23 protein-coding genes are annotated in these 21,569 nt (G+C 40.2%); 16 read left to right on the plus strand and 7 right to left on the minus strand.

What is annotated here, in order from left to right; genetic code table 11:
* Positions 1–91 precede the first annotated feature (91 nt).
* From P162_RS04900 to P162_RS04920, 5 genes are all read right to left on the minus strand, one after another.
* Positions 92–1,123 carry a lactonase family protein gene (locus P162_RS04900; RefSeq protein ID WP_206340676.1) on the minus strand — a complete coding sequence of 344 codons (1,032 nt, stop codon included), beginning with the start codon at positions 1,121–1,123 and terminating at the stop codon, positions 92–94.
* 174 nt (positions 1,124–1,297) lie between these two features.
* Positions 1,298–1,918, minus strand: a complete 621-nt coding sequence (locus tag P162_RS04905) for a DUF4230 domain-containing protein (protein WP_031426122.1) — start codon at positions 1,916–1,918, stop codon at positions 1,298–1,300.
* A gap of 96 nt (positions 1,919–2,014) precedes the next feature.
* Positions 2,015–2,917 (minus strand): GSCFA domain-containing protein, encoded by a 903-nt coding sequence (locus P162_RS04910; protein ID WP_241077730.1) that lies wholly within the window; start codon positions 2,915–2,917, stop codon positions 2,015–2,017.
* Positions 2,918–3,037: 120 nt separating this feature from the next.
* Positions 3,038–3,715, minus strand: a complete 678-nt coding sequence (mnmD, locus tag P162_RS04915) for a tRNA (5-methylaminomethyl-2-thiouridine)(34)-methyltransferase MnmD (RefSeq protein WP_031426124.1) — start codon at positions 3,713–3,715, stop codon at positions 3,038–3,040.
* Positions 3,712–4,221 carry a DUF4920 domain-containing protein gene (locus tag P162_RS04920; RefSeq protein ID WP_031426125.1) on the minus strand — a complete coding sequence of 170 codons (510 nt, stop codon included), beginning with the start codon at positions 4,219–4,221 and terminating at the stop codon, positions 3,712–3,714. Before P162_RS04920 ends, mnmD begins: the two co-directional genes overlap by 4 nt.
* A 103-nt stretch (positions 4,222–4,324) precedes the next feature.
* On the opposite strand from P162_RS04920, the gene P162_RS04925 reads away from it, so the two are divergent.
* The 5 genes from P162_RS04925 (at position 4,325) to P162_RS04945 (ending at position 8,779) form a co-directional block, all read left to right on the plus strand.
* Positions 4,325–5,383 carry a branched-chain amino acid aminotransferase gene (locus P162_RS04925; RefSeq protein ID WP_031426126.1) on the plus strand — a complete coding sequence of 353 codons (1,059 nt, stop codon included), beginning with the start codon at positions 4,325–4,327 and terminating at the stop codon, positions 5,381–5,383.
* A gap of 299 nt (positions 5,384–5,682) precedes the next feature.
* Entirely contained in the window at positions 5,683–5,871 is a 189-nt protein-coding gene (locus tag P162_RS04930) for a hypothetical protein (protein ID WP_081868379.1), read from the plus strand.
* An 88-nt stretch (positions 5,872–5,959) separates the two neighbouring features.
* Entirely contained in the window at positions 5,960–7,036 is a 1,077-nt protein-coding gene (locus P162_RS04935; RefSeq protein WP_031426127.1) for an SRPBCC family protein, read from the plus strand.
* Positions 7,033–7,404 carry a fluoride efflux transporter CrcB gene (gene crcB / locus P162_RS04940; RefSeq protein WP_031426128.1) on the plus strand — a complete coding sequence of 124 codons (372 nt, stop codon included), beginning with the start codon at positions 7,033–7,035 and terminating at the stop codon, positions 7,402–7,404. Before P162_RS04935 ends, crcB begins: the two co-directional genes overlap by 4 nt.
* A gap of 154 nt (positions 7,405–7,558) precedes the next feature.
* Positions 7,559–8,779 carry an MFS transporter gene (locus P162_RS04945; protein WP_031426129.1) on the plus strand — a complete coding sequence of 407 codons (1,221 nt, stop codon included), beginning with the start codon at positions 7,559–7,561 and terminating at the stop codon, positions 8,777–8,779.
* 84 nt (positions 8,780–8,863) lie between these two features.
* Here P162_RS04945 and P162_RS04950 read toward each other — a convergent pair whose 3' ends face one another.
* Positions 8,864–10,261 carry a hypothetical protein gene (locus tag P162_RS04950; protein WP_031426130.1) on the minus strand — a complete coding sequence of 466 codons (1,398 nt, stop codon included), beginning with the start codon at positions 10,259–10,261 and terminating at the stop codon, positions 8,864–8,866.
* Between the two features lie 255 nt (positions 10,262–10,516).
* On the opposite strand from P162_RS04950, the gene lipA reads away from it, so the two are divergent.
* The 3 genes from lipA to P162_RS04965 all read left to right on the plus strand — a co-directional run bounded on the left by lipA (position 10,517) and on the right by P162_RS04965 (position 14,793).
* Complete coding sequence (lipA, locus tag P162_RS04955; protein WP_031426131.1) at positions 10,517–11,389, plus strand: lipoyl synthase; 873 nt, start codon at positions 10,517–10,519, stop codon at positions 11,387–11,389.
* A 125-nt stretch (positions 11,390–11,514) separates the two neighbouring features.
* Positions 11,515–12,546, plus strand: coding sequence for a type I glyceraldehyde-3-phosphate dehydrogenase (gap, locus tag P162_RS04960; RefSeq protein WP_031426132.1), 1,032 nt, complete (start codon positions 11,515–11,517; stop codon positions 12,544–12,546).
* 48 nt (positions 12,547–12,594) lie between these two features.
* Positions 12,595–14,793, plus strand: a complete 2,199-nt coding sequence (locus P162_RS04965; RefSeq protein WP_031426133.1) for a response regulator — start codon at positions 12,595–12,597, stop codon at positions 14,791–14,793.
* 5 nt (positions 14,794–14,798) lie between these two features.
* On the opposite strand, the gene lpxK is transcribed toward P162_RS04965, so the two are convergent.
* Entirely contained in the window at positions 14,799–15,812 is a 1,014-nt protein-coding gene (lpxK, locus tag P162_RS04970; protein ID WP_031426135.1) for a tetraacyldisaccharide 4'-kinase, read from the minus strand.
* A gap of 47 nt (positions 15,813–15,859) precedes the next feature.
* Between lpxK and P162_RS04975 the strand changes: the two genes are divergently transcribed.
* The 8 genes from P162_RS04975 (at position 15,860) to P162_RS05010 (ending at position 21,528) form a co-directional block, all read left to right on the plus strand.
* A complete protein-coding gene (locus tag P162_RS04975) occupies positions 15,860–16,954 on the plus strand; it encodes a Nif3-like dinuclear metal center hexameric protein (protein ID WP_031426136.1) in 1,095 nt (364 codons plus the stop codon).
* 1 nt (position 16,955) lies between these two features.
* The gene (locus P162_RS04980) at positions 16,956–17,738 is read left to right on the plus strand and encodes a zinc ribbon domain-containing protein (protein WP_031426137.1); all 783 of its coding nucleotides are present in this window, start codon (positions 16,956–16,958) and stop codon (positions 17,736–17,738) included.
* Positions 17,739–17,878: 140 nt separating this feature from the next.
* The gene (msrA, locus tag P162_RS04985) at positions 17,879–18,547 is read left to right on the plus strand and encodes a peptide-methionine (S)-S-oxide reductase MsrA (RefSeq protein WP_031426138.1); all 669 of its coding nucleotides are present in this window, start codon (positions 17,879–17,881) and stop codon (positions 18,545–18,547) included.
* Positions 18,547–18,981 carry a DUF4174 domain-containing protein gene (locus P162_RS04990; protein WP_051907781.1) on the plus strand — a complete coding sequence of 145 codons (435 nt, stop codon included), beginning with the start codon at positions 18,547–18,549 and terminating at the stop codon, positions 18,979–18,981. Before msrA ends, P162_RS04990 begins: the two co-directional genes overlap by 1 nt.
* A 262-nt stretch (positions 18,982–19,243) precedes the next feature.
* Entirely contained in the window at positions 19,244–20,359 is a 1,116-nt protein-coding gene (locus P162_RS04995; protein WP_031426140.1) for an alkene reductase, read from the plus strand.
* Positions 20,360–20,442: 83 nt separating this feature from the next.
* Complete coding sequence (locus tag P162_RS05000; protein ID WP_031426141.1) at positions 20,443–20,685, plus strand: hypothetical protein; 243 nt, start codon at positions 20,443–20,445, stop codon at positions 20,683–20,685.
* Between the two features lie 71 nt (positions 20,686–20,756).
* The gene (locus tag P162_RS05005) at positions 20,757–21,404 is read left to right on the plus strand and encodes a flavin reductase family protein (protein WP_031426143.1); all 648 of its coding nucleotides are present in this window, start codon (positions 20,757–20,759) and stop codon (positions 21,402–21,404) included.
* Positions 21,394–21,528 (plus strand): DUF2256 domain-containing protein, encoded by a 135-nt coding sequence (locus P162_RS05010; RefSeq protein ID WP_081868380.1) that lies wholly within the window; start codon positions 21,394–21,396, stop codon positions 21,526–21,528. Before P162_RS05005 ends, P162_RS05010 begins: the two co-directional genes overlap by 11 nt.
* Positions 21,529–21,569: the final 41 nt, after the last annotated feature.

Consider the following 21,569-nt stretch of genomic DNA (forward strand, 5'->3'; position numbering starts at 1 on the left):
AATGGAACTGTCTATATAAAAGAAGTCGGAACTTTGATTATTTAACGATATCAAAAGTCCCGACTTTTTTTGTTTTTTCATTTTTGAGCATTTACTCAAACAGCACGCAAACAGGATTTGGGGCACTGATTTCCGAAACATAGGTTAGCAGTCCTGTTTCTGGATTACGTTTAAAAGAAACCAAATTATTTGAATCTTTATTGGCTACCACAAGGAAATTCTCACTGGGGCTCAAACCAAAATTACGTGGATGTTCCCCTCGTGTAGCAACATGATCCACGACAGTCATCGCACCATCTTCACTGATTTCAATAATAGCTATGGTGTCGCTTCCACGGGTAGAAGCATAGACAAAACGACCATCTTTAGAGATATGAATATCTGCACCCGTGCTCTCGCCTTTGAAGTTTTCATCTAAAATACTCACATGATCCGCTTCCTTATAATTGCCATTTTCCATAGCAAATCGGGTAACGTTGTTATTCAGTTCGCTAAGCACAAAAATCCATTCCTTACTGGGATGAAAAGCAAGATGGCGAGGACCTGAGCCAGGAATAAGTTGGATAGTTCTGGGATCATTGGGTTCCAGTTTTTTGTCCTGTTCATTCAATGTGGAGAACCAAAGATCATTGGTCCCTAAATCTACAGAAATCACCTTATTTTCTTCTCCAAACCAGGCAGAATGCGCGTGCGGACCTTCCTGGCGATCTGTGGTTCCCTTGCCTTCATGTTGATCTACATCCAGAAGATCAGAAAGTTTTCCGGAGTTATTCAATTCAAGCAAACCTACGTTGCCGCTGCCATAATTCGCGGTAAGCACAAAACCCTCTTCGTTTGTCGCCACAAAACAAGGATAGCTTCCGCCAGAACTGCTAACGCTCAACTGTTCTAAACTATCAGGCTGAATGGCATAAGACCTTACCATACCCTGCTCGTTTTCATTTACGGCAAGTAATACAGTATGTTCTTTATTGAAGCCTAAAAAAGAAGGGTTTTCGGTTTTTGCAACCAGGCCTACCCGCATTAATTTTCCGGTAGGGTTTAGTTCATATTTATAAATACCCTCACTGTTTCCTTTGGTATACGTGCCCACATAAAAGGGGACTTGTACTTGAGTAGACATGATTGGTTGGTTTTTGGTTGGGTTGTTATTGGTTTTGCACGAACCAAGGCTAAAAAAAATCGCGATAAACAATGACCACGATAAAAGACCGCGCAAATTCATCATACTATTTCGTTTTTTTAGGTTCAAGGTTAAAAGGGTACATTTCGTGTTTAAATCAGCTATCATATACTATTAATATTGGTTGGGTACTAGTTGTTTTAATTCTTCTTCCTGCGTGATGACCTGGCCGTTGTACATTAGCGTCCAGTCGAGGGAATTGGTCAAAAGATAAATATTTGATAACTCTGAAATAAGCCTGTTTGCGGCATTTCTCTTAAGGTTTGATTTATCGATCTTTTCCCTTACCAGTTGATCCACACGTTTTTTTATCGTGTTGTAATCCTTAGCTTCAAACTTATTGAGATAATCCTGTTTTACATCATAATACTCAATGTCAGGATTAATATTTATTTCAGGTTCTGGAATATAGGTGATGCGTATTGTTTTTGTATTGGCATCCATTTCGGTTTTCAACTTGCGCAGATCGTAGCTGATGGCCACTTTTGCATTTACGATAATAAGCGCTTTTTTTCTTGCCGAAAACACATCAAGATAAAATTTCTTTGAATTCTCATAAGTGAACACCTGCGAGAAACTACCCTCGGTAACTACAAGTTTACCCACATTTTTGATTTGCTTTTCAATAAGTGCGGAAGATTCGGTAAGTTTTCCAGTATCCTCTTTGTCAGCAAAATAACGAACCGCAAAGACGACGATTAAAGCGATAAAAATACCAAGGATAATTTTGCGCATAACTAACGACTATATAACGAAAATCTGTAAAAAACTTCCGTTTAAAAATGACTTAAATGTAGCTAAAATCGGTCTTTTTCCGGCCATTTTTAACGTCTAAAACCGAATATTTGGCAGTTCTTTTTCTATTGCAGCCTTGTTTATTTCCAACTTTTCAAGGAATTTAAGGTGCGCATCAGATTCCGCATCAAAGGGACGGTGCGCCAGCCCTTTTTGCACTTCATCGATTTTCAGCGTCATTTTCTGAGTTTGTGGCGTCAAATAAACAGACACAAATTTACCCCAAATATAATCTATTGCAAGGGCGCTGGGGTGTACCATATCCCGCTCATAGAAACGGTAGTCGCGCAGCTCGTCCATCATAAGTTCATAGGAAGGGAAATATTCGGCCTGTGCAGAATGCGCTACGATTGAATGAACCGCAGCGATCAAATGTGCTTTGCTGCGCTGGTTTTCAACAAAACCGTCTTTGAGGTGTCGAACCGGTGAAACGGTAAAAACCGTCTTAATTTGTGGATTAATAGCTGCTAAAATGCCAAGAATGGATGATAAATCGGTAGAAATATCGTCGATTTTGACCAATTTTTTATCAAATTCCCGTTGTGGGATTTTATGGCAATTTGCCACGGCTTCGCCGGTTTTTTTATAGTTATATCCCCATGCAGTTCCCAGGGTTATAATCACGTGCGTGGTGTTTTTTAAAAAATCCAGCGTAGTCTGAAGGGAAGTATTGAGATCATTGAGGACTTTCCCGGGATCCTTTCCACTTTTTATGGAATGCGCTTCAAGACAGTGCCAGCGCTCGTTGTGAAAAATAAGATCTGCTTTGGTAAAAAGCCTCTGCTGAAGTACCCGTTCCAGAAAAACAGCAATCGCAGCAGGCTGGAACAAAATCCCCAAAGGGTTGATTACCGTCTGGAATTTAAAATAATCCAACTTCCCCCCGATGTTTTCCACAAAACAAGAGCCTATCATTAAAACCTTGGAATTATAGTCCATCAGATTTTGCGAGGGCTTTAACGGGGTATTCGTTTGAAGTTTCAACGTTGTGAAGAAATTTTAGAGAATTAATTGCTTTCTACTGTCAAAAGTATGGTTTGCAGTTTTAAATCTGGTCTTTTACGGCTTGACAGCGCGCAACATTTCACGTTTTCCCGGGGGACCGGGCAGGCGGGATACGACAAAACCAACTTCCTGCATTGCCCTTCTCACGCTGCCCTTTGCGGCATAGGTTACAAGAACCCCTTCCTTCCTGAGGGCTTCGAACATCTTTTTAAAAATTACCGCATCCCAGAGTTCAGGTTGAACCTGCGCCCCAAAGGCATCAAAATATACAAGATCATGAATAGCGTTATCCGTAAGTTCTTCAAAACGCTCGAGACGCTTTTTAAGGTAGAAATCTGTTTTTAATGCTGTTTCTTCATCCCAGGGAGCATCGTGCATTTCTTTAAAAAAAGATTGAAAATCAGTACGTTTCAGTTGATCGACATAGTTTAATTGGGCAACTTCATCTGCGGCCACTGGGTAGGCTTCCACACCTTCATAATAAACTTTCATGGGGACTTCGGAAAGATGGACAGCCGTGAGCAGCGCATTTAGGCCGGTTCCAAAACCGATTTCTAAAACATGCACCTCATCCTGCTCAGGATGAAGCGCGCGCCAATGCTCAAGGCCGGTTTTTAAAAATACATGGCGGGATTCCTGTATGGCGCCATGCATGGAATGGTATTGCTCTTCCCAGCCTACCAGTTGAATAGTGGTAGAGCCGTCTCCCGTAGCTACGATTTTACGCTTCATTCGCCTATTTTAACCCCGTCTGCAGTGAAACCCATGCTGCGCTGTGGTTGTGTAATGGCTTCTACCGCAGCCTGGTTTTTACCCGCATCTTCGGCTAAATGCCGTTGCTCCTCCACCCCTACTTCGGCAAGAAAAGCTTTACCATGAACGGTTACTTCTTTGTTTTCTATATTTTTTGGCACAAAAAATCCATAATCCTTGAAGCGCACCATTACTGGTTCGCCAGTGCCCACATCCACCTGCATCCAGCAACCTTTCTCTTTGCAGACAGCCTGTACGGGAGCTTTAAAAGTGACGTTTACCGTATCACCAGGTTTGAGATTGTTATAGATATCCCCTACCTGATCTGGACTCAATGTCTTTACATTATTAAAATTTTCCCCATATAACTCCTCATCTTCAACCGCAGCAAGATCAATGTCCCGTGGCGTTTTTATCTGTTGCTCCTTTTCCTTACAGTTTATAAAAAGTGCAGCAAAAGCAAGTATAATGATTGTTCTTTTCATGGTCAGAAGTTTTTAAATATGATCCAGGGTTTAAATTTAATCAATTCATAAGTATAGATGCTTGGAGAAAATGATAAATTTACAGACTATAAAAGATGCTATCATGACTGAAACCATATCGATTACCCGAACAAAAAAATCCAAAATAGACCAGGTTGATTTTGACAACCTCGCTTTTGGTACTGTTTTTTCTGACCACATGTTTATTTGTGACTATAAAGATGGTGAGTGGCAAACTCCTGAAATCGTGCCTTATGGCCCAATGGAATTTGATCCATCCGCTAAGGTTTTTCATTACGGCCAGGCCGTGTTTGAAGGCATGAAAGCTTACAAGGACGAAGATGGAAAAATCTGGATGTTTAGGCCAGACCAAAACTTTGAACGTATCAATAAATCTTCAGAACGTCTGGCAATGCCCGCGTTCCCTGAAGAGTTTTTCTTTGAAGGCATCAGCGAACTCCTAAAACTTGAAAAAGACTGGATCAAGACCGGGATTGAAAACTCCCTATACCTTAGACCCTTTGTGATTGCCACAGAAAATGGGGTTTCGGCTTCTCCTTCTAATTCTTATCGCTTTATGATTATCTGCGCTCCCGCACAGGCCTATTATTCTGGTGAGGTACGGGTTGTGTTTGCAGACACTTATAGCCGCTCTGCTGATGGTGGGGTAGGTTTTGCCAAAGCTGCCGGGAATTATGCCGCACAGTTTTACCCTACCGAGCTGGCCAAGAAAAAAGGTTACCAACAAGTAATCTGGACCGATGCAAAATCGCATGAATACTTGGAGGAAGCGGGTACGATGAATGTGTTTTTCCGTGTGGGCGATACGTTGATCACCGCGCCTACAAGTGACCGTATCCTGGATGGTGTAACCCGTAAGAGCATCATTGAACTTGCAGAAAGCAAAGGCATCAAGGTAGAGGTTCGCCCGGTATCTGTTGCCGAAATCCTAAAAGCCGCACGCAGTGGCGATTTAAAAGAGATTTTTGGCGCTGGGACAGCGGCAACCATTAACCCAATCGCTGGTTTTGGCTATAAAGAGGATGATTTTGAACTTCCAAAACTGGAAGATTCGTACGCTTCCAGACTCAAAAAAGACTTGAAGGAAATACAGGCAAATCTTGCCGAAGATCCTTTTGGATGGCGCTATGAAGTGAAATAGGAAAATAGTTTTTAATCCATTTCGCATTCCTTAAGACTAAAAAAAGCGGCTAAAAAGTCAATAAATCTGACTTTTTAGCCGCTTTTTTCATTTTTTATATACTGTTAATTCTGATTTTTTTCGGTAGTAAATAGAAAACTCGAGGTTTAAAAGCATTTGATTTTTTAGCGCTACACTTCAGCGGATATTTTTTTTGAAAAACCCAAATAAAACAGAATTGAAAAATGGCATAACAGAAGAAACCTGGCTTTTTCTCGTATTTATGCTTTAAAGCGTAAATTTGCCAAAAATCAAAAGAAATGTTTACCACCGGTCAATGGACTTTTGCGATTTTCTTTATCATCGCGTTTGTCATCCTACTTATTTACAGCTATAAAGGGGATAGGCGTTTGCATCAGAAGCATTACAAGGGAAGCTTATGGATCCTGGTCTGCTTCTTGGCATTTGTTGGCCTGTTGTTTATCATTAAAATCGTGATGAACAAATAATGATTTTCTACTACCTATTATGACATCTATCAAAGAAACAGGTAGTATACGTTTCAAATCCCTTATATTAGCATCATAACCCGTCCCCATGAAAATAATAAAATACCTGTTCTTTCTTCTGCTCCTCGTTTTTATAGGTGGGGCGCTCTATTTTGCGACAAAAGATGGAAGCTTCCAGATTGAAAAAAGCGAACTTATAGAAGCACCTGTACCCGTTGTTTTTAAAAAGGTGAATGATTATAAAAGCTGGGAAAACTGGGGTCCATGGAAAAAAGAAGACAGCACGATGATCTTTAACTATCCTGAAAAAACAAGTGGCGAAGGTGCAGGATACAGCTGGAACGGCAAAGAATGGGACGGTTCCCTAAAAACCGTTGAAGTGATACCGAATCAATCCATAAAACAGACGATCAATTTTGAGACCGCAGCCAGCCAGCGTGAAGCAGATGTATACTGGCGTTTTGAGAAGAATGATAAAGGGACGGAAGTGACCTGGGGAATGCAGGGTGAACATTCACTTGTAGACAAAGCATATTTTAGCATATTCAACGTGGATTTTGATACAGATATGCGCAAAATGATAACTGATGGCCTCACCGATCTTCGGAAAAATGTAGAAAAGGAACTTGAAGTTTATACCATTAATGTAGACGGCGTTACCCAGTATGGCGGCGGCTATTATATGTACAGAACCACGGCAACCAGTCTGGATGCTATTCCGCAGAAAATAACAAAATTACTTCCTACCGTTGCCAGTTATATGGAACAAAACACTATCACACGGGCCGGTAGTCCCATGACGATTTACAATTCATATGATAAAACTGGAAATACGGCAATAATCTCTGCCGCAATGCCCACTACCACACGCGTGATCGTACCAGATGACAGTAGTGTCCTTTGTGGTTTTATGCCTGCGCAGACCGTTATAAAATCCACTTTAAAAGGAAATTATAAAAACCTGAATGAGGCTATTGAAGAAAGCATGACCTATCTTACTAAAAACGGTTATGAGAGAGCAGATGACAGTAATTTTTTTGCCATTTACGTCAATGACCGGGAGAATGTTCCCAATCCAGCCGACTGGCTCACAGAGATCTACATTCCTATAAAATCCCAGGAAGAAGGGGTGGAAACTTCCGGAATCGAAATGCAAATGCAATGAAACAGCTGTTGCTCGTATTTTTAGGGGGCGGCCTGGGGAGCATTTTACGTTTTATGGTAGGCAAATGGCTCAACAGCCCGAAAACAGGTATTCCCTATGGTACGTTTATGGCAAATATTCTTGGCAGTCTGCTCATAGGTTTTATACTGGGATGGGCCGCTAAAAACAATAACCTCAACTCCAGTATGGTTCTTCTCTTTGCGACTGGATTTTGTGGCGGTTTTACAACATTTTCCACTTTCGCTTATGAAAATCATGTACTGTTGAGAACAGGGGATTTTACAAATTTTCTCCTATACACTTTTACCAGTCTGATAGTGGGTTTTGCAGCGGTTTTCGCCGGAATGGCAATTTCAAGGTATCTTTAAAATTTATATTCAATTTCCAGTAACTAAATACTGAAAAATCCCTCTTAAAATTTAACCGGTAATTCACGTTTTTAGCTCTAAAAACGGTTATTTTACCCCTATAAACCACTCCAATAACGCCATATTTTCGGGCTTTTAACTGAAAATCACCCTAATGTCACGATTTGTTGCCGCCTATACAAAAAGTTTTAAAGGTCTTTCCGCGGAAGTATGGTGGCTGGCGCTTATCACTCTCGTCAACAGGGCCGGTGCGATGGTCATTCCCTTTCTTTCCCTTTATCTAACCGAAGATTTATTTTTTAGCTTAGAACAAGTTGGTTGGATCATGACCTGCTTTGGGCTGGGTTCCTTTTTTGGTTCATGGCTGGGAGGAAAACTTTCTGACCTCATAGGGTATTACAAGGTTATTTTATACAGCCTGGTGGGCACGGCCATTGGTTTTTTGAGTTTGCAGTATATTGAAAGTTTTGCAGGTATTTGCATTGGTTTTTTCTGTCTTATTGCCATTGCAGACAGTTCCAGACCTGCGTTTTTTGTCGCCCTGAGCGCCTACAGCAAACCCGAAAACAAAACACGTTCGCTCACCCTTATTCGGCTGGCGATCAACCTTGGTTTTTCTGCTGGTCCCGCACTCGGCGGACTCATAATTGCGGGATTGGGATATTATGGCCTTTTCTGGGTAGATGCCCTCACCTGTCTGGGCGCTGCGCTGGTGCTTATAAAAACACTGAACCCTAAAAAAGCCAGAATTACAGATGTGGAAAAACTGCTAAATAATCCGTTGCCACCGCATAAGGACAATACTTACGTTCTGTTTTTAATTGCGCTGGCGCTATTTGGGTTCGTTTTTGTGCAGTACTTTTCAACGATGCCTCTGTATTACAAAGACATTTATGGTTTGAAAGAACAGGAAATAGGTCTGCTTCTTGGCTTTAATGGTTTTCTGATTTTTTTACTCGAGATGCCGCTGATCACTTTTATGGAGTCCAGAAAATGGTCGCAAGCGGGCAATGTGGTCATGGGAATAATCTTTCTAGCCCTTAGTTTCCCACTCTATGTATTTACAAATTGGGGCGGAATTTTAATTGTGGGAATGGCATTTGCCACGCTGGGTGAGATGATCGCTTTTCCTTTTGGAAACGCTTTTGCGTTGCGGCGTTCTAAGTTGGGCCGTCAGGGCGCGTACATGGGGCTTTATAGCATGTCCTTTTCGCTGGCGCATATTTTTGGCCACAACGCAGGAATGCAACTGGTTGCCGCGCTGGGATACAACAGCACCTGGCTTATAATGTTTGGCGTATCTATGCTTGCCCTTACACTCCTGCTTTATGTACGGAAACGACTAAACAAAGAATCAATTTTAAATACACTATAAATAAAAAAAGAAGAACTGAAGAAACTAGAGAAAACCTCAGCGTCATTAAACAGGCCACAAATGACCATTTCTAATGGCTTTTAATCAAAATTTAGACTTTCCGAAGTATTCTTCGACGATTTTATTGAATTCTTCCGAAATATGGAGCACTTCCGTATCAGGGATTTCGTATAAAGCTTCATAATCTTTATAGCCATTTTTCAGCATTTTATCCAAGTAAAAATAGGCGGTTTTATCGTCATTATCTTTTGCCGTAAGGCTTATGACCTTTTTGTAAGCTTCATAATCCTTGCGATCAATCACAGTTTTGAGCACATTGTAAAATATAACCTGTTCTAAATTGAACGCACCAGATGCAAATGCGGCATCGTAGGCTTCGAGCGAACTGTCCAAAAGTCCTAACATACGCCTGGCCACTTTTTGCTCATAAGGTTTTGCTGTGTTTCCGGCAGCAGTATCCAACTCCTGTATGCGCTCATCCCAATAGCCCAGATTCTCAAAACTCGCTGTCGCAATATCCTGTTCCAGAAAATAATTGAGATCTTCTTTGAGAAAAAGTTCGTCTTCACTATTCCTGTTCTCCCTTCTTCTTGCCGCTGCATATCCGCGTTCCCCGCGTACTTTCCTAATTTGCTGGCGCAGGGGTTTCAATTTGATTTTGCCCCGGTATTTATCTTTTAGCGCATCTATAAAATCGTAGGCTACTAAAAATTCCTGTTTGCGGGCGAGCATCTCTGCAGTTATAGAATCCCGAACAAAATGACGTCTTACCAGCGTATCATTCAGCTCTTCACCAGCTCTTTCCGCTGCGCGGAAATACAACGTACCGAACATTGCCGAGAGATAACTGGACTGTGGCCATTCCCCTTCCCCTTCATACTCAAACAAACTATTTGCTTTGTTCTTAGCTTTCAAAGCGTCAAAAATACCATACATTTTATAGTAATTTGCTGACGCATCTCCCACTAGACCCATGAATATAGGTTGCTCCGGCCCCTTTCTCAGTTCGTTTCTATAAAATATATCGTCAATGGCAAGAATTCCCGCAAAACCACTAAGAACATAACTAAGCGCACTGGCGGTTGTTGCGCCCTGCTTGAGACCGGCTGCATAAATATGGCTAGAATTCATACGTATATTTGATGCCACACGTTGCACCATTGCAGCGGCATTCGCAACATTTAGTTCCAGGTCTTCGCCCAGTTTCCATTCATTTGAGGCAATAATAAAATCATCGCCTGCCATATCTGAAATAAAAAGCTTGCTTGCACGCGCGCCATTACCGTCTGGATCTAATAGAAAAAGTGTTTTATAGTTGGTATTGGGGTCAAAATCTTTAGGGACATAAAGCGCAAAAGTTTCCTTTATGCTATCATTGATAGATATATTTTCATTGACAACACCTTTAGTAAGTTTTAAAGCCTGAGCTACGGAAGCCTGGCCTATACCTAAGCTAAATAATAGTAAAAGAATGTACCGCATATTTTTTTAAGTAGAAGTAACAAAAAGTATGCTACAATTTAAACAATCTTTTTTAGTGATAATCTGCAAATGTATCGATGTGAAAAAAGTAGCGCTCAAAAACCCGTATAAACCACCAAAACCACGCTTAAAATAGATCGAAAACCCTCAATTAAGGCGAATTTTTCAAGAAAATCGAACCTGATTTACGTCATACGCATATGAGGTTATATTTGGCCTACAATTTGTATCTTTACATTCTAAAATTGCCTGATAATGAATACCGAAGTTTTAGAAGCACCCGTACGCCAGCCAAAACCAAAATGGCTTCGTGTTAAACTGCCCACCGGCAAAAAATACACTGAACTTAGGAGTCTGGTTGACAAATACGATCTACATACCATTTGTACTTCTGGTAGCTGCCCCAATATGGGTGAATGCTGGAGCGAGGGTACAGCCACTTTTATGATACTGGGCAATACCTGTACCCGTTCCTGTGGTTTTTGTGGGGTAATGACCGGCAGGCCAGATACAGTGGACTGGGAAGAACCAGAAAAAGTAGGGCGTTCCATAAAACTTATGCAGATCAAACATGCGGTAATTACTTCGGTAGACCGTGATGACCTTAAGGATATGGGATCTATTATGTGGGCCGAGACGGTAAAGGCAATACGCCGCATGAATCCTGACACCACGCTTGAAACTTTGATACCAGATTTTCAAGGAAACGAGCGCAATATTGACCGTATTATAGAAGTTGCCCCAGAAGTGGTATCCCACAATATGGAAACCGTAAAGCGACTTACCCGCGAGGTACGTATACAAGCGCAATATGAACGCAGCCTTGGCGTGCTCAAATACCTTAAGGATAATGGCATAAACCGAACAAAATCTGGTATTATGCTTGGACTTGGTGAACACGAAGAGGAAGTATTGCAGACCATGCGGGACTTGCGCGAAGCAAATGTTGATATTGTGACCATAGGCCAATACCTGCAACCTTCAAAAAAACATCTGCCCGTCAAACAATTCATCACCCCAGACCAGTTTAAAAAATATGAGACACTGGGTCTTGAAATGGGTTTTCGTCATGTGGAAAGTGGCGCATTGGTACGCTCTTCTTACAAAGCGCAAAAACACCTTTTATAAGTCCATTTTAACCTAATAATTCTAATTTAGACCCGCTAGCATTTTATAAATTATAGATTGGAACCGCTAAAAAAGATCAATACAATTGACATCAGCCATAACCAGTATTAAATAAAGCAATTGCAATGACCAGAATAAGACTGGGAATTAATGGTTTTGGCCGTATAGGCAGAAGACTTTTTAGACTACTTCACAACCACCCAGATATTGAGGTTGTCGCTATTAATGATATTGCCCCGGTAGTGACAATGGCGCATCTGCTTAAATACGACAGTATACACGGCACGTTTAATGGGCAGATTGTAGCTACCGAGCAAGACAACGTTTCTTTTATTCAGGTAGACTCCATTAAAGTACCTTTTTTTTCATTTAAAAGTCCGTCAGCTATTCCGTGGAAAGATTATAAGGTGGATCTCGTTATAGAGAGTAGCGGCAAGTTTAAAACCTACGAAAAGCTTGAAGGACACCTCAAAGCCGGCGCGCCAAAGGTTATTTTGAGTGTCCCGCCCCAGGATGATCGCATTAAAACCGTTGTATTAGGTGTCAACGAACATATTTTAAATCCACAGGATCTTATAATTTCCAACGCAAGTTGCACTACAAACAACGCGGCACCTATGATCAAAGTGGTCAATGATCTCTGTGGAATCAAACAAGCCTATATAAGTACTGTCCATTCTTATACTACAGATCAAAGCCTACATGACCAGCCGCACCGGGACTTGCGACGTGCAAGAGCAGCGGGTCAATCAATCGTCCCCACCACTACGGGAGCGGCAAAAGCACTTACAAAGATTTTTCCTGAATTAGACAATTTAATAGGGGGTTGCGGCATACGCGTTCCCGTGGCAAACGGTTCCCTGACTGATATAACGATAAACGTACAGAAGGAAACTGACATAGAAAGTATAAATGAAGCATTTAAACGCGCTGCTTCAAAAGAACTTCATCATATTATGGAATACAGCACCGTACCATTGGTTTCGGTAGATATTATAGGGAACACACACTCTTGCATTCTTGATGCCGAAATGACCTCTGTTATTGGTAATATGGTAAAATTAATTGGCTGGTATGATAATGAGACGGGATACGCATCGCGCCTTATAGACTTAACGATTCTGGTATGTAGGAAACTTAATCAAAAACTTCACTGAGCAATTGGATTAAAGTAGGTATATTTAAGCCAAAATAATCTCTTACCAATGCCTTTAATAAGTAGAATACTACTTTTTACGCTGCTCATGTGCTACCAGCTAGCAATTGGTCAACGCACCAGTACCGAAACCCGCATAATAGAAGACAAAATAGATTCCCTGTACATAGAAGCCTTTGACAGTGTTCAACAAAAGGACTATGATGTTACCTTAAAGAATCTTAAAGAAGGCAAAGAGCTTTCTCGCAGTATAAATGCTAGAGAAAAACTTGCACAAACTACCAGCATGCTTGCTTCTGTTTATCTAATGCTGAACAATCTCGAAAATGCAAGTGCAGAATGTGTACAAGCCATACAGTTACAGCGTGAATTGAAAAATAAAGATGAATTAGGCAAAAGCTACCTCACGTACGCTACAATCAACCTTCAGGCTGGCGACTATGCTGCGGCACAGCGCTACTTAACCGAAGCCGAAACCATTTTTTTAATTACTCAGGATGATGTACATCTAGCACAAGTTTATCTCGTACAAGGTACTTTGTTTCTCAAAAAAAATAAGCCAAATGCCGCAGTTTTAAAACTTCAAAGCGCACAAAGTTTTTTTTCTAACAATGACGGTTCTGACTATTTAAAAGCAAAAACCCTTTTAGAAAGTGCTAAAGCACAAGAGGTTCTAAAAAATAACGTCAAAGCCGAAAATTATGGAACCCAATCCCTAATTTTAAGTCAGAACAATAGTTTCTCGCAAATCGAACTTGAAAGTCTTTTTTTCCTTAGCAACCTTGCCAAAAGCCAGGGAAATTTTGAAAAAGCCTATAGTCTTTTACACGAATTTTACGCAAAACAATCCTTTTTAAAGAAAAAGAATCCTGGCATCAGCAACATGATTGCAGACAGCCAAATGTTAACAGAGCTTGATCCTAATGGATTTCAGGCACAGCGAAGGATACAGGCCAGTAAAATAACCACTGTTCTTGTGATTGCACTATTTACAATGCTCTGCCTTCTTGCACTTTCTTTATATAAAAACAATAACCTTCGCGCGAAGGCAAACGAACTGCTACAGAACAAAAATGCACAATTGCTCGTTGCAAAAGAAAACGCAGAAAAAGCCTCAATGATTAAGGCGCAGTTTTTATCTACCATAACACATGAATTACGCACGCCTATGTATGCGGTCACGGGTCTCACGCATTTATTAATGGAAGAAAGCCCAACGGATGAGCAGAAAAAGCACCTGGATTCCCTTAAATTCTCTGGTGAGTATTTACTTTCCCTCATCAATAACATCTTAGATCTCAACAAGTTAGAAGCAAATAAAGTTGAAGTTGAATATACAACGTTCAATCTAAAAAAACGGGTTGATGATGTGATTTTTGCCCTTTCCCGCTCTGCCGAAGAACGAGGAAATAAGCTGAAACTCAGCTATGACCAGGATATACCTGAGCAATTGATGGGTGATCCTTTGATGATTTCTCAAATTCTTATAAATTTAATAGGCAATGCCAATAAATTCACTAGAGACGGCGATATTAACGTCAGGATTAATCAAAAAAGTGAGACTGACAATCAAATTTACCTTCACTTTGAAGTAGAAGATACAGGAGAGGGCATCAGCAAAAAGAAACAGAAAAACATTTTTCAGAATTTTACACAAGGCTCTGTACAGATCAACAGGAAATTTGGCGGTACAGGTTTGGGTCTTTCTATAGTACGCAGACTTCTTGATTTACAGAATAGCACTATAGATCTTGAAAGTACTCTTGGTAAGGGCTCTAAATTTTTCTTTGATTTAAAATATAATGTTGTGAAACAGAAAGACCTAGATGAACATAAAGAAAAAGTCTATGACATAGACTACGATTCCCTTAAAGGACGCCGCATTCTGGTGGTTGAAGACAATAAAATCAACCAAATGATAACGCGTAAAATACTGGAAAAAAACGGTATGGATTGTGATGTTGCAGATAATGGTGAAATCGCGATCGAAAAAATTCGGTTTGAGAATTTTGACGTCGTCCTTATGGATATTCACATGCCCGGTATAAGCGGCACAGAAGCTACTAAAAGGGTGCGTCAATTCAACGAAGGTGTTCCAATACTTGCACTTACGGCGGTAACCATTGATGAAAATATAGATGATTTCTATTTAGCAGGCTTTACGGATATTATTCCTAAACCTTATAAAGTAGAAGAATTCTTCTCGAAAATTTATAAATGCCTAAAGGATGAAGATATTGTATCTTAGGATCTTTAATTTCTATCGTTTTTCATATAGTTCTTGATTAGATCGTTAAACGCACGTTCTCCATTCAAAAAAGAAAACCGAATAGGCAGGTAAAAAAGCTTCGTTTTTTTTAGATATGGCTTTAAGCGTACATAATCTTTTTCCGTGGTAAGTATTACGGGAATTTCATCAAGGGTGGCAAGTTCCTTTTCCGTAAAATTATGATGATCTGCAAAGTGTTTTTCCTCAAAATGGAGTCCTTTCGTCAATAGATACTCCATAAATGGCTGCGGTTTTGCAATACCGGTAACTAAGGTAAACGAACTCTTTTTAAACTCGGACAACACCTTATCTTCAACTCCGCGTGCCACGTCGTCGTAAGTTATACTTGAAAAATAAACAGGCGAATCAGTATATTTTTTTACCTTTTGAGCACTTATTTTTTGGGTATTGACATCTAAATCAGGAGGGCATTTAGTTATCACCACCACATCTGCGCGCTGCGCACCACGCCTTGACTCACGTAAGTTTCCTGCCGGCAGCACCAGATCTTCATAAAATGGAGCATCGTAACTGGTGAGCAATATTAAAAATCCGGGATGCACTTTACGGTGTTGGTAAATATCATCAAGAACGATAACATCAGCGGTATTTTCATCTTCTCGGATTTTTTGTATTCCGCGAATGCGGTTTTCGTCTACGGTAACCGATAATTCAGGGAACTTCTGCTTAAATTGTAAAGGCTCATCCCCTACCTCTTTCGCAAGGCTTGAGACCTGAACTTTGCGGTATCCTGAAGTTTCCCTGCCATAACCGCGGCTTAGCGTGGCTACTCTGTATTGATCATTCAAAAGCCTTACGATATATTCTGTCATGGGTGATTTGCCGGTTCCACCGGTACTTAGGTTACCCACTCCAATTATAGGAAGTTTAAAACGTTTAGACGCAAACCACTGTTGATCGTACGCGTGGTTGCGCAATGCCATAATACCCTTATACCCAAGAGAAAAAGGAAAAAGTAATTTACGTAGATTCTTCACAGGAAACGAAGGTATAATTTTATCTTTACTTCTCTTAAAACATTTGTATGACAGTTCAGGAAATCACCGATAGTTTTGAAGAAATTGCCCCATTGGCCTATGCCGAAGATTTTGATAATGTAGGCCTCCTCGTAGGTGATCCACTTATGGAAGTTAGCGGTGTGCTGGTAACGCTAGACACTCTAGAAACCACTGTAGAAGAAGCGATTACAAAAAGATGTAACCTTATCATCAGCTTTCATCCTATTATTTTTTCCGGTTTAAAAAACATGACGGGCAAAAGCTATGTAGAACGTGTTGTCATGCGGGCAATCAAAAATGATATTGCCATTTTTGCAATCCACACCGCCTTTGACAATTCCCCGCAAGGAGTGAATAAAGGGATGTGTGATGCGTTGCAGCTCCAGGATCGTGAAATATTGCTTCCGAAGAAAAACGTTATAAAGAAACTCACCACCTACGTTCCCAAGAATGAAGTTCTTGGAGTACGTGACGCCTTGTTTGCGGCTGGCGCCGGAAATATAGGAAACTACGACCATTGCAGTTTTTCCACAAAAGGCCATGGTAGTTTCAAAGGGAATGAACTCAGCAATCCTACCGTAGGGGAAAAAGGAATAATCCAGGTGGAAAAGGAAGTGCAGTTGAACATGACTTACGAAGCACACAGGGAAAAATTGATACTTAAGGCTTTGTTCCGGGCGCATTCTTACGAGGAAGTGGCGTATGAAACGATTACTTTAGAGAACGAAAACCAGACCATGGGAATGGGAATGACCGGTTTTTTACAGGAACCTATAGATGAAATGGCTTTTCTAAGACTTGTACAGAAAGCGTTTAATGCACAGGGCGTACGACACTCTGCATTGCGTGAAGAACCTATCAACAAAATAGCGGTACTGGGAGGTAGCGGTTCTTTTGCTATCAATGCGGCAATAAAGGCCGGAGCAGATGCGCTGATCACCGCTGATCTTAAATACCATCAGTTTTATCAGGCTGAAGGAAAGATACTTCTCGTGGATGTAGGGCACTATGAAAGTGAACAGTTCACAAAAAATTTACTTACTGATTTTCTTAAGGAAAAATTTAGTAGTTTTGCAGTCATTTTATCGGACGAAGACACCAATCCCATTAAGTATTTATAATATGGCCAAGAAGAAAACAGAAGCGAGCGTAGAAGAAAAACTAAGGGCGCTGTATGATTTACAGTTAATACATTCACGCGTTGATACCATAAGGAACATGCGCGGTGAGTTACCCCTTGAAGTTGAGGATCTTGAGGATGAAGTCGCAGGATTGACCAAGCGCCAGGAAAAACTGGATGGTGAACTAGGCCTTATAGATGACCAGATCAAAGCAAAGAAAATACAGATAGAGGATTCTAAAGCAGCGATCAAAAAATATACAGAGCAACAGAAAAACGTAAGAAACAACAGGGAATTCAACTCCCTGAGCAAAGAGGTTGAATTTCAAGAACTTGAAATACAGCTAGCTGATAAAAATATAAAAGAATACCGCGCTCAGATAGAACAGAAAAAAGAAGTTATTGCCACAACCAAGGAGCGTATTACAGAACGGGAGTCCCATCTAAAGCACAAAAAGAATGAGCTTGATGATATTCTTTCCGAAACCCAAAAAGAGGAAGAGGAACTTTTAAAGAAAAGTGAGGGTTATGAAGAGCAGATTGAGCCGCGTCTTGTAAAAGCCTATAACCGTATCCGTAACAACGTACGTAATGGCCTTGCCGTTGTTGCTATAGAACGCGGTGCTTCAGGAGGTTCTTTCTTTACCATACCACCACAGGTACAAATGGAAATAGCCGGCCGTAAAAAAATAATTACTGATGAGCACAGTGGCCGTATCTTAGTTGATGAGGAGCTTGCTAAAGAAGAACAGGAAAAGATGGATGCTATTTTCGGTAAGATGTAAATCTACCTTTTAGCAACGATTTTAAAAACGCCGGCTATATATAGCCGGCGTTTTTTAATGTATCAAACCGTTAGTTTAACATCGCTTTAGCGACAAAACTTTTGGTTACGTTTAAATTTGCCTACTAAAAAAGATTCAATATGAAATTGTACCTTAGTCTCTTAGCCCTATTTTTTATAAGCATTGCTTGTAAAAATCCTACCCAGAATAATGCTGTGGATAGTGAGATCGCCATGAAAGATCCCATACAGATTCCCGCTCAGGATGGTATGGAGCACGCCTATTTTGCAAGTGGTTGTTTCTGGTGTGTTGAAGCGGTCTTTGAAAGCGTAAAAGGTGTTGAGGAAGCAGTAAGTGGATATAGTGGAGGAACAGAAAGCAACCCTACTTATAAGCAGGTAAGTGCAGGATCCACAGAGCATGCTGAAGCTGTAAAGGTCATCTACGATCCTAAAGTGGTAAGTTATGAAACACTGGTGAACGTATTTTTTGGCTCTCAGGATCCCACGACAAAAAATCGTCAGGGCCCAGACCGTGGAAAACAATACCGTTCTATCGCCTTCTATCAGAATGACCAACAAAAAAACATTATAGAAAGCACCATTGATCGTCTTAATAAAAGCACCTACGACGGTAAAATAGTTACAGAGGTACTTCCATTTCAGAAGTTTTGGGATGCCGAGGATTATCATCAAGATTACGAGCGAAATCACAAAAATGAGCCTTATATTCGAAGTGTTTCAATACCTCGCTTAAATAAGTTCAAAGCAAAATTTCCTGAGCTCTTAAAAGAAAATACAAACCATTAATGAGAACCGTTTCAACTTTGGCCTTATTCCTTTTTGCAATGCATGCATCTGCCCAGCAGGATCTTTCTAAATATAAATGGCGCAACCGGGTTTTGCTCTTTTCAGCGAGCAGCTTAAAAGAAGAAAACTTTGTTGCGCAATACAAAAATTTCCTTGACTATCCAAAAAAGCTTGATGATCGTAATCTTATTTTATTTACACTGGTCAAAGGGCGTATTTATGACAAAGACTTAAATGTGGTAAGCAATTATGATGTTGCCGCACTTCGTAAAAAATACGGTTTACCGGGCAATTTCAATGGCTTGGCACTGATAGGTAAAGATGGGGCTACTAAACTGAAAAAGGAGTTTCCAGTAGAACCACGGACTGTCTTTGAATCTATAGATCAAATGCCCATGCGACAGAAAGAAATGCGTGAAAATATTGATGATTAATCTCATATTCTTTACGCATTGGTAATTAAGAGTACGCTCAATATGTAGCGGTTATTTTTTTAAAAAGCATAAACACATTCCCAAAGCCTTAAACTTTGGGAATTTTATTTTCAGCATCCCATAAACCTTCATTAACACCCTTTTTTGTTAAGCTTTCCAGAAATAGGGAATGGCTATTTCAACAACGATTATATCTATTAGCGTATACACATATTGGGTATTCGTATAATTACATTTACTTCAAATAAAAAAAAAGAAAACTATGCAGACTGATCAAGCATTATTGCAATCATATACAATGGGAGACTTACTATTAAAGAATAGAGTTATAATGGCCCCCATGACAAGAAGTAGAGCCGTAAATGACGATACAGCACCCACAGATATGCATGTGGAATATTATACACAGCGCGCTGGTGCTGGACTAATTATTACTGAAGGCTCTCAAGTATCTGAAGAGGCCGTAGGATATATATATACGGCGGGTATACATAACAAAGCGCAAGTTGAAGGATGGAAAAAAGTCGTGAAGTCCGTTCATGATAAAGGCGGAAAGATTTTCATTCAATTATGGCATGTGGGAAGAATGTCTCATCCTGATTTTCACAATGGTGAGAAACCACTGGCACCCAGTGCTGTTAATCCAGAAGCGCAAGCTTACACACCTGATGGCTTTAAGGATACGGTAGAACCTCAAGCTATGAGCCTGAAAGATATTGAACGCACGCAGGAAGATTTTGTAAACGCAGCAAAAAATGCAAAAGAAGCAGGTTTTGACGGTGTTGAAATACATTCTTCCAATGGCTACTTATTTCACCAGTTTTTTAATACCAACTCAAATTTAAGAGACGATAATTACGGCGGAAGTAAAGAAAATCGATCAAGATTCTTTTTTGAAGTTTTGGATAAAGTTAAAGATGTGTGGCCTCCTAATCGCATAGGGGTACGTTTAAATCCTTCTTTAAATGAAATCTTCGGTATTCACGCTACAGAAGAATCCATTCCTACCTTTGATTATATTATTGATCGTTTGAACGATCATGATCTTGCTTATCTTCATTTATCTGAGCCATTCAATGATGTAAGCGATATAGATTATTTAGAATCTAATATTGCAAAACGTTATAGACCTATGTATAAGGGAACACTTATGATTAATTCCAACTTTGATCAGGAATCTGGTAATAGGGTAATTGAAGAAGAAGAAGCTGATCTTGTCGCTTTTGGTAAATTATATATTTCGAATCCAGACCTTGCAGAACGTTTCGCCATAAACGCACCTATGGCTGACTGGGACAAAGACACGTTCTATAGCCAGGGCAAAGAAGGGTATATCGACTATCCAAAATACGCTGAAGAACACGTTGAAAATTCTTAAACACTATTAATAAAATTTTAAATGGTGTTAAAGCCTTAATTTGTTTAAGTATTTGAACGTAAATTGATCAAAATTTCAAAATTATGGATCAAAAGAAATATGATCAGATGCAGGGCATGTTGAACAAGCTTGAAGATGTCAAAAACAGTCAGGAAAGTATTCTTGATAAAATCAACCATGTAATCACAGATCTCTTTCAAGACCCTGATAAGGATTTAGAGAAAGCGATGGAAACAGCTCATGAAAAGGCTTCTGAAAATGTGGAAGCAATCGCATCTGCTATCGAAGCGTATGAGATGAAGTTCAACAAAGCGCAGCAAAACTAATTTTGTTTATTATTAACAGAATTAGTTTAAACAATAATTAAATTTAAGCCAGTTAATAACTGGCTTTTTTTATGCAATATTATTCCTTAGAAGACCTTAACAATTTACCATCGCGTGACCGCGCTCACTTCATCAACAGTTGTACGGGTTACAAATCTGCAAATTTGCTGGGCACGGTATCAAAAGATGGTCTCACCAATGTGGCTATTTTTAGTTCTGTTATTCATTTGGGTAGCAACCCACCTTTACTCGGTTTTATCTTACGCCCTACCACGATTGCCAGGAACACGTACGACAATTTGAAAAAAACGGGTGTATTTACCGTAAATCACGTGAATGAAAATATCGTTCGTGCTGCCCACCAGACTTCAGCAAAATATCCAGGTGAAGTAACCGAATTTGATAAAGTTGACCTCAATACAGAATTTCTAAATGACTTTAAAGCTCCGTACGTTCAGGAAAGTAAGATAAAACTGGGCTGTGCATATACAAACGAGTACTTTATAGAAGAAAATGACTGCCTTTTTATAATAGGTGCGATCAAACATATTCATATAGCGGAGAATATACAGCGAGAAGACGGCTGGCTTGATCTGGAAGCTGCAAAAACCGTAAGTATAAATGGTCTTGATGGCTATGCGCTTCCCCATTTGCTGGAACGCCTTTCCTACGCAAAACCAGACAAGGACCTCAAAAGCCTGAATAAGGATGGCGCATAAAAAACCGCACCTACCAGAAAAAATCTGTCCGGTTTGTGAGAAGCCATTTGCGTGGCGCAAAAAATGGCAAAACAACTGGGAAAACGTAAAATATTGCAGTGAACGCTGCAGGCGCTCCTCTTAAGTTGACCGCATAAATAAAGAACCGTAAAACAATTCACTTTG

This window comes from Flavimarina sp. Hel_I_48 (genome assembly GCF_000733945.1).
Taxonomy (GTDB): domain Bacteria; phylum Bacteroidota; class Bacteroidia; order Flavobacteriales; family Flavobacteriaceae; genus Leeuwenhoekiella.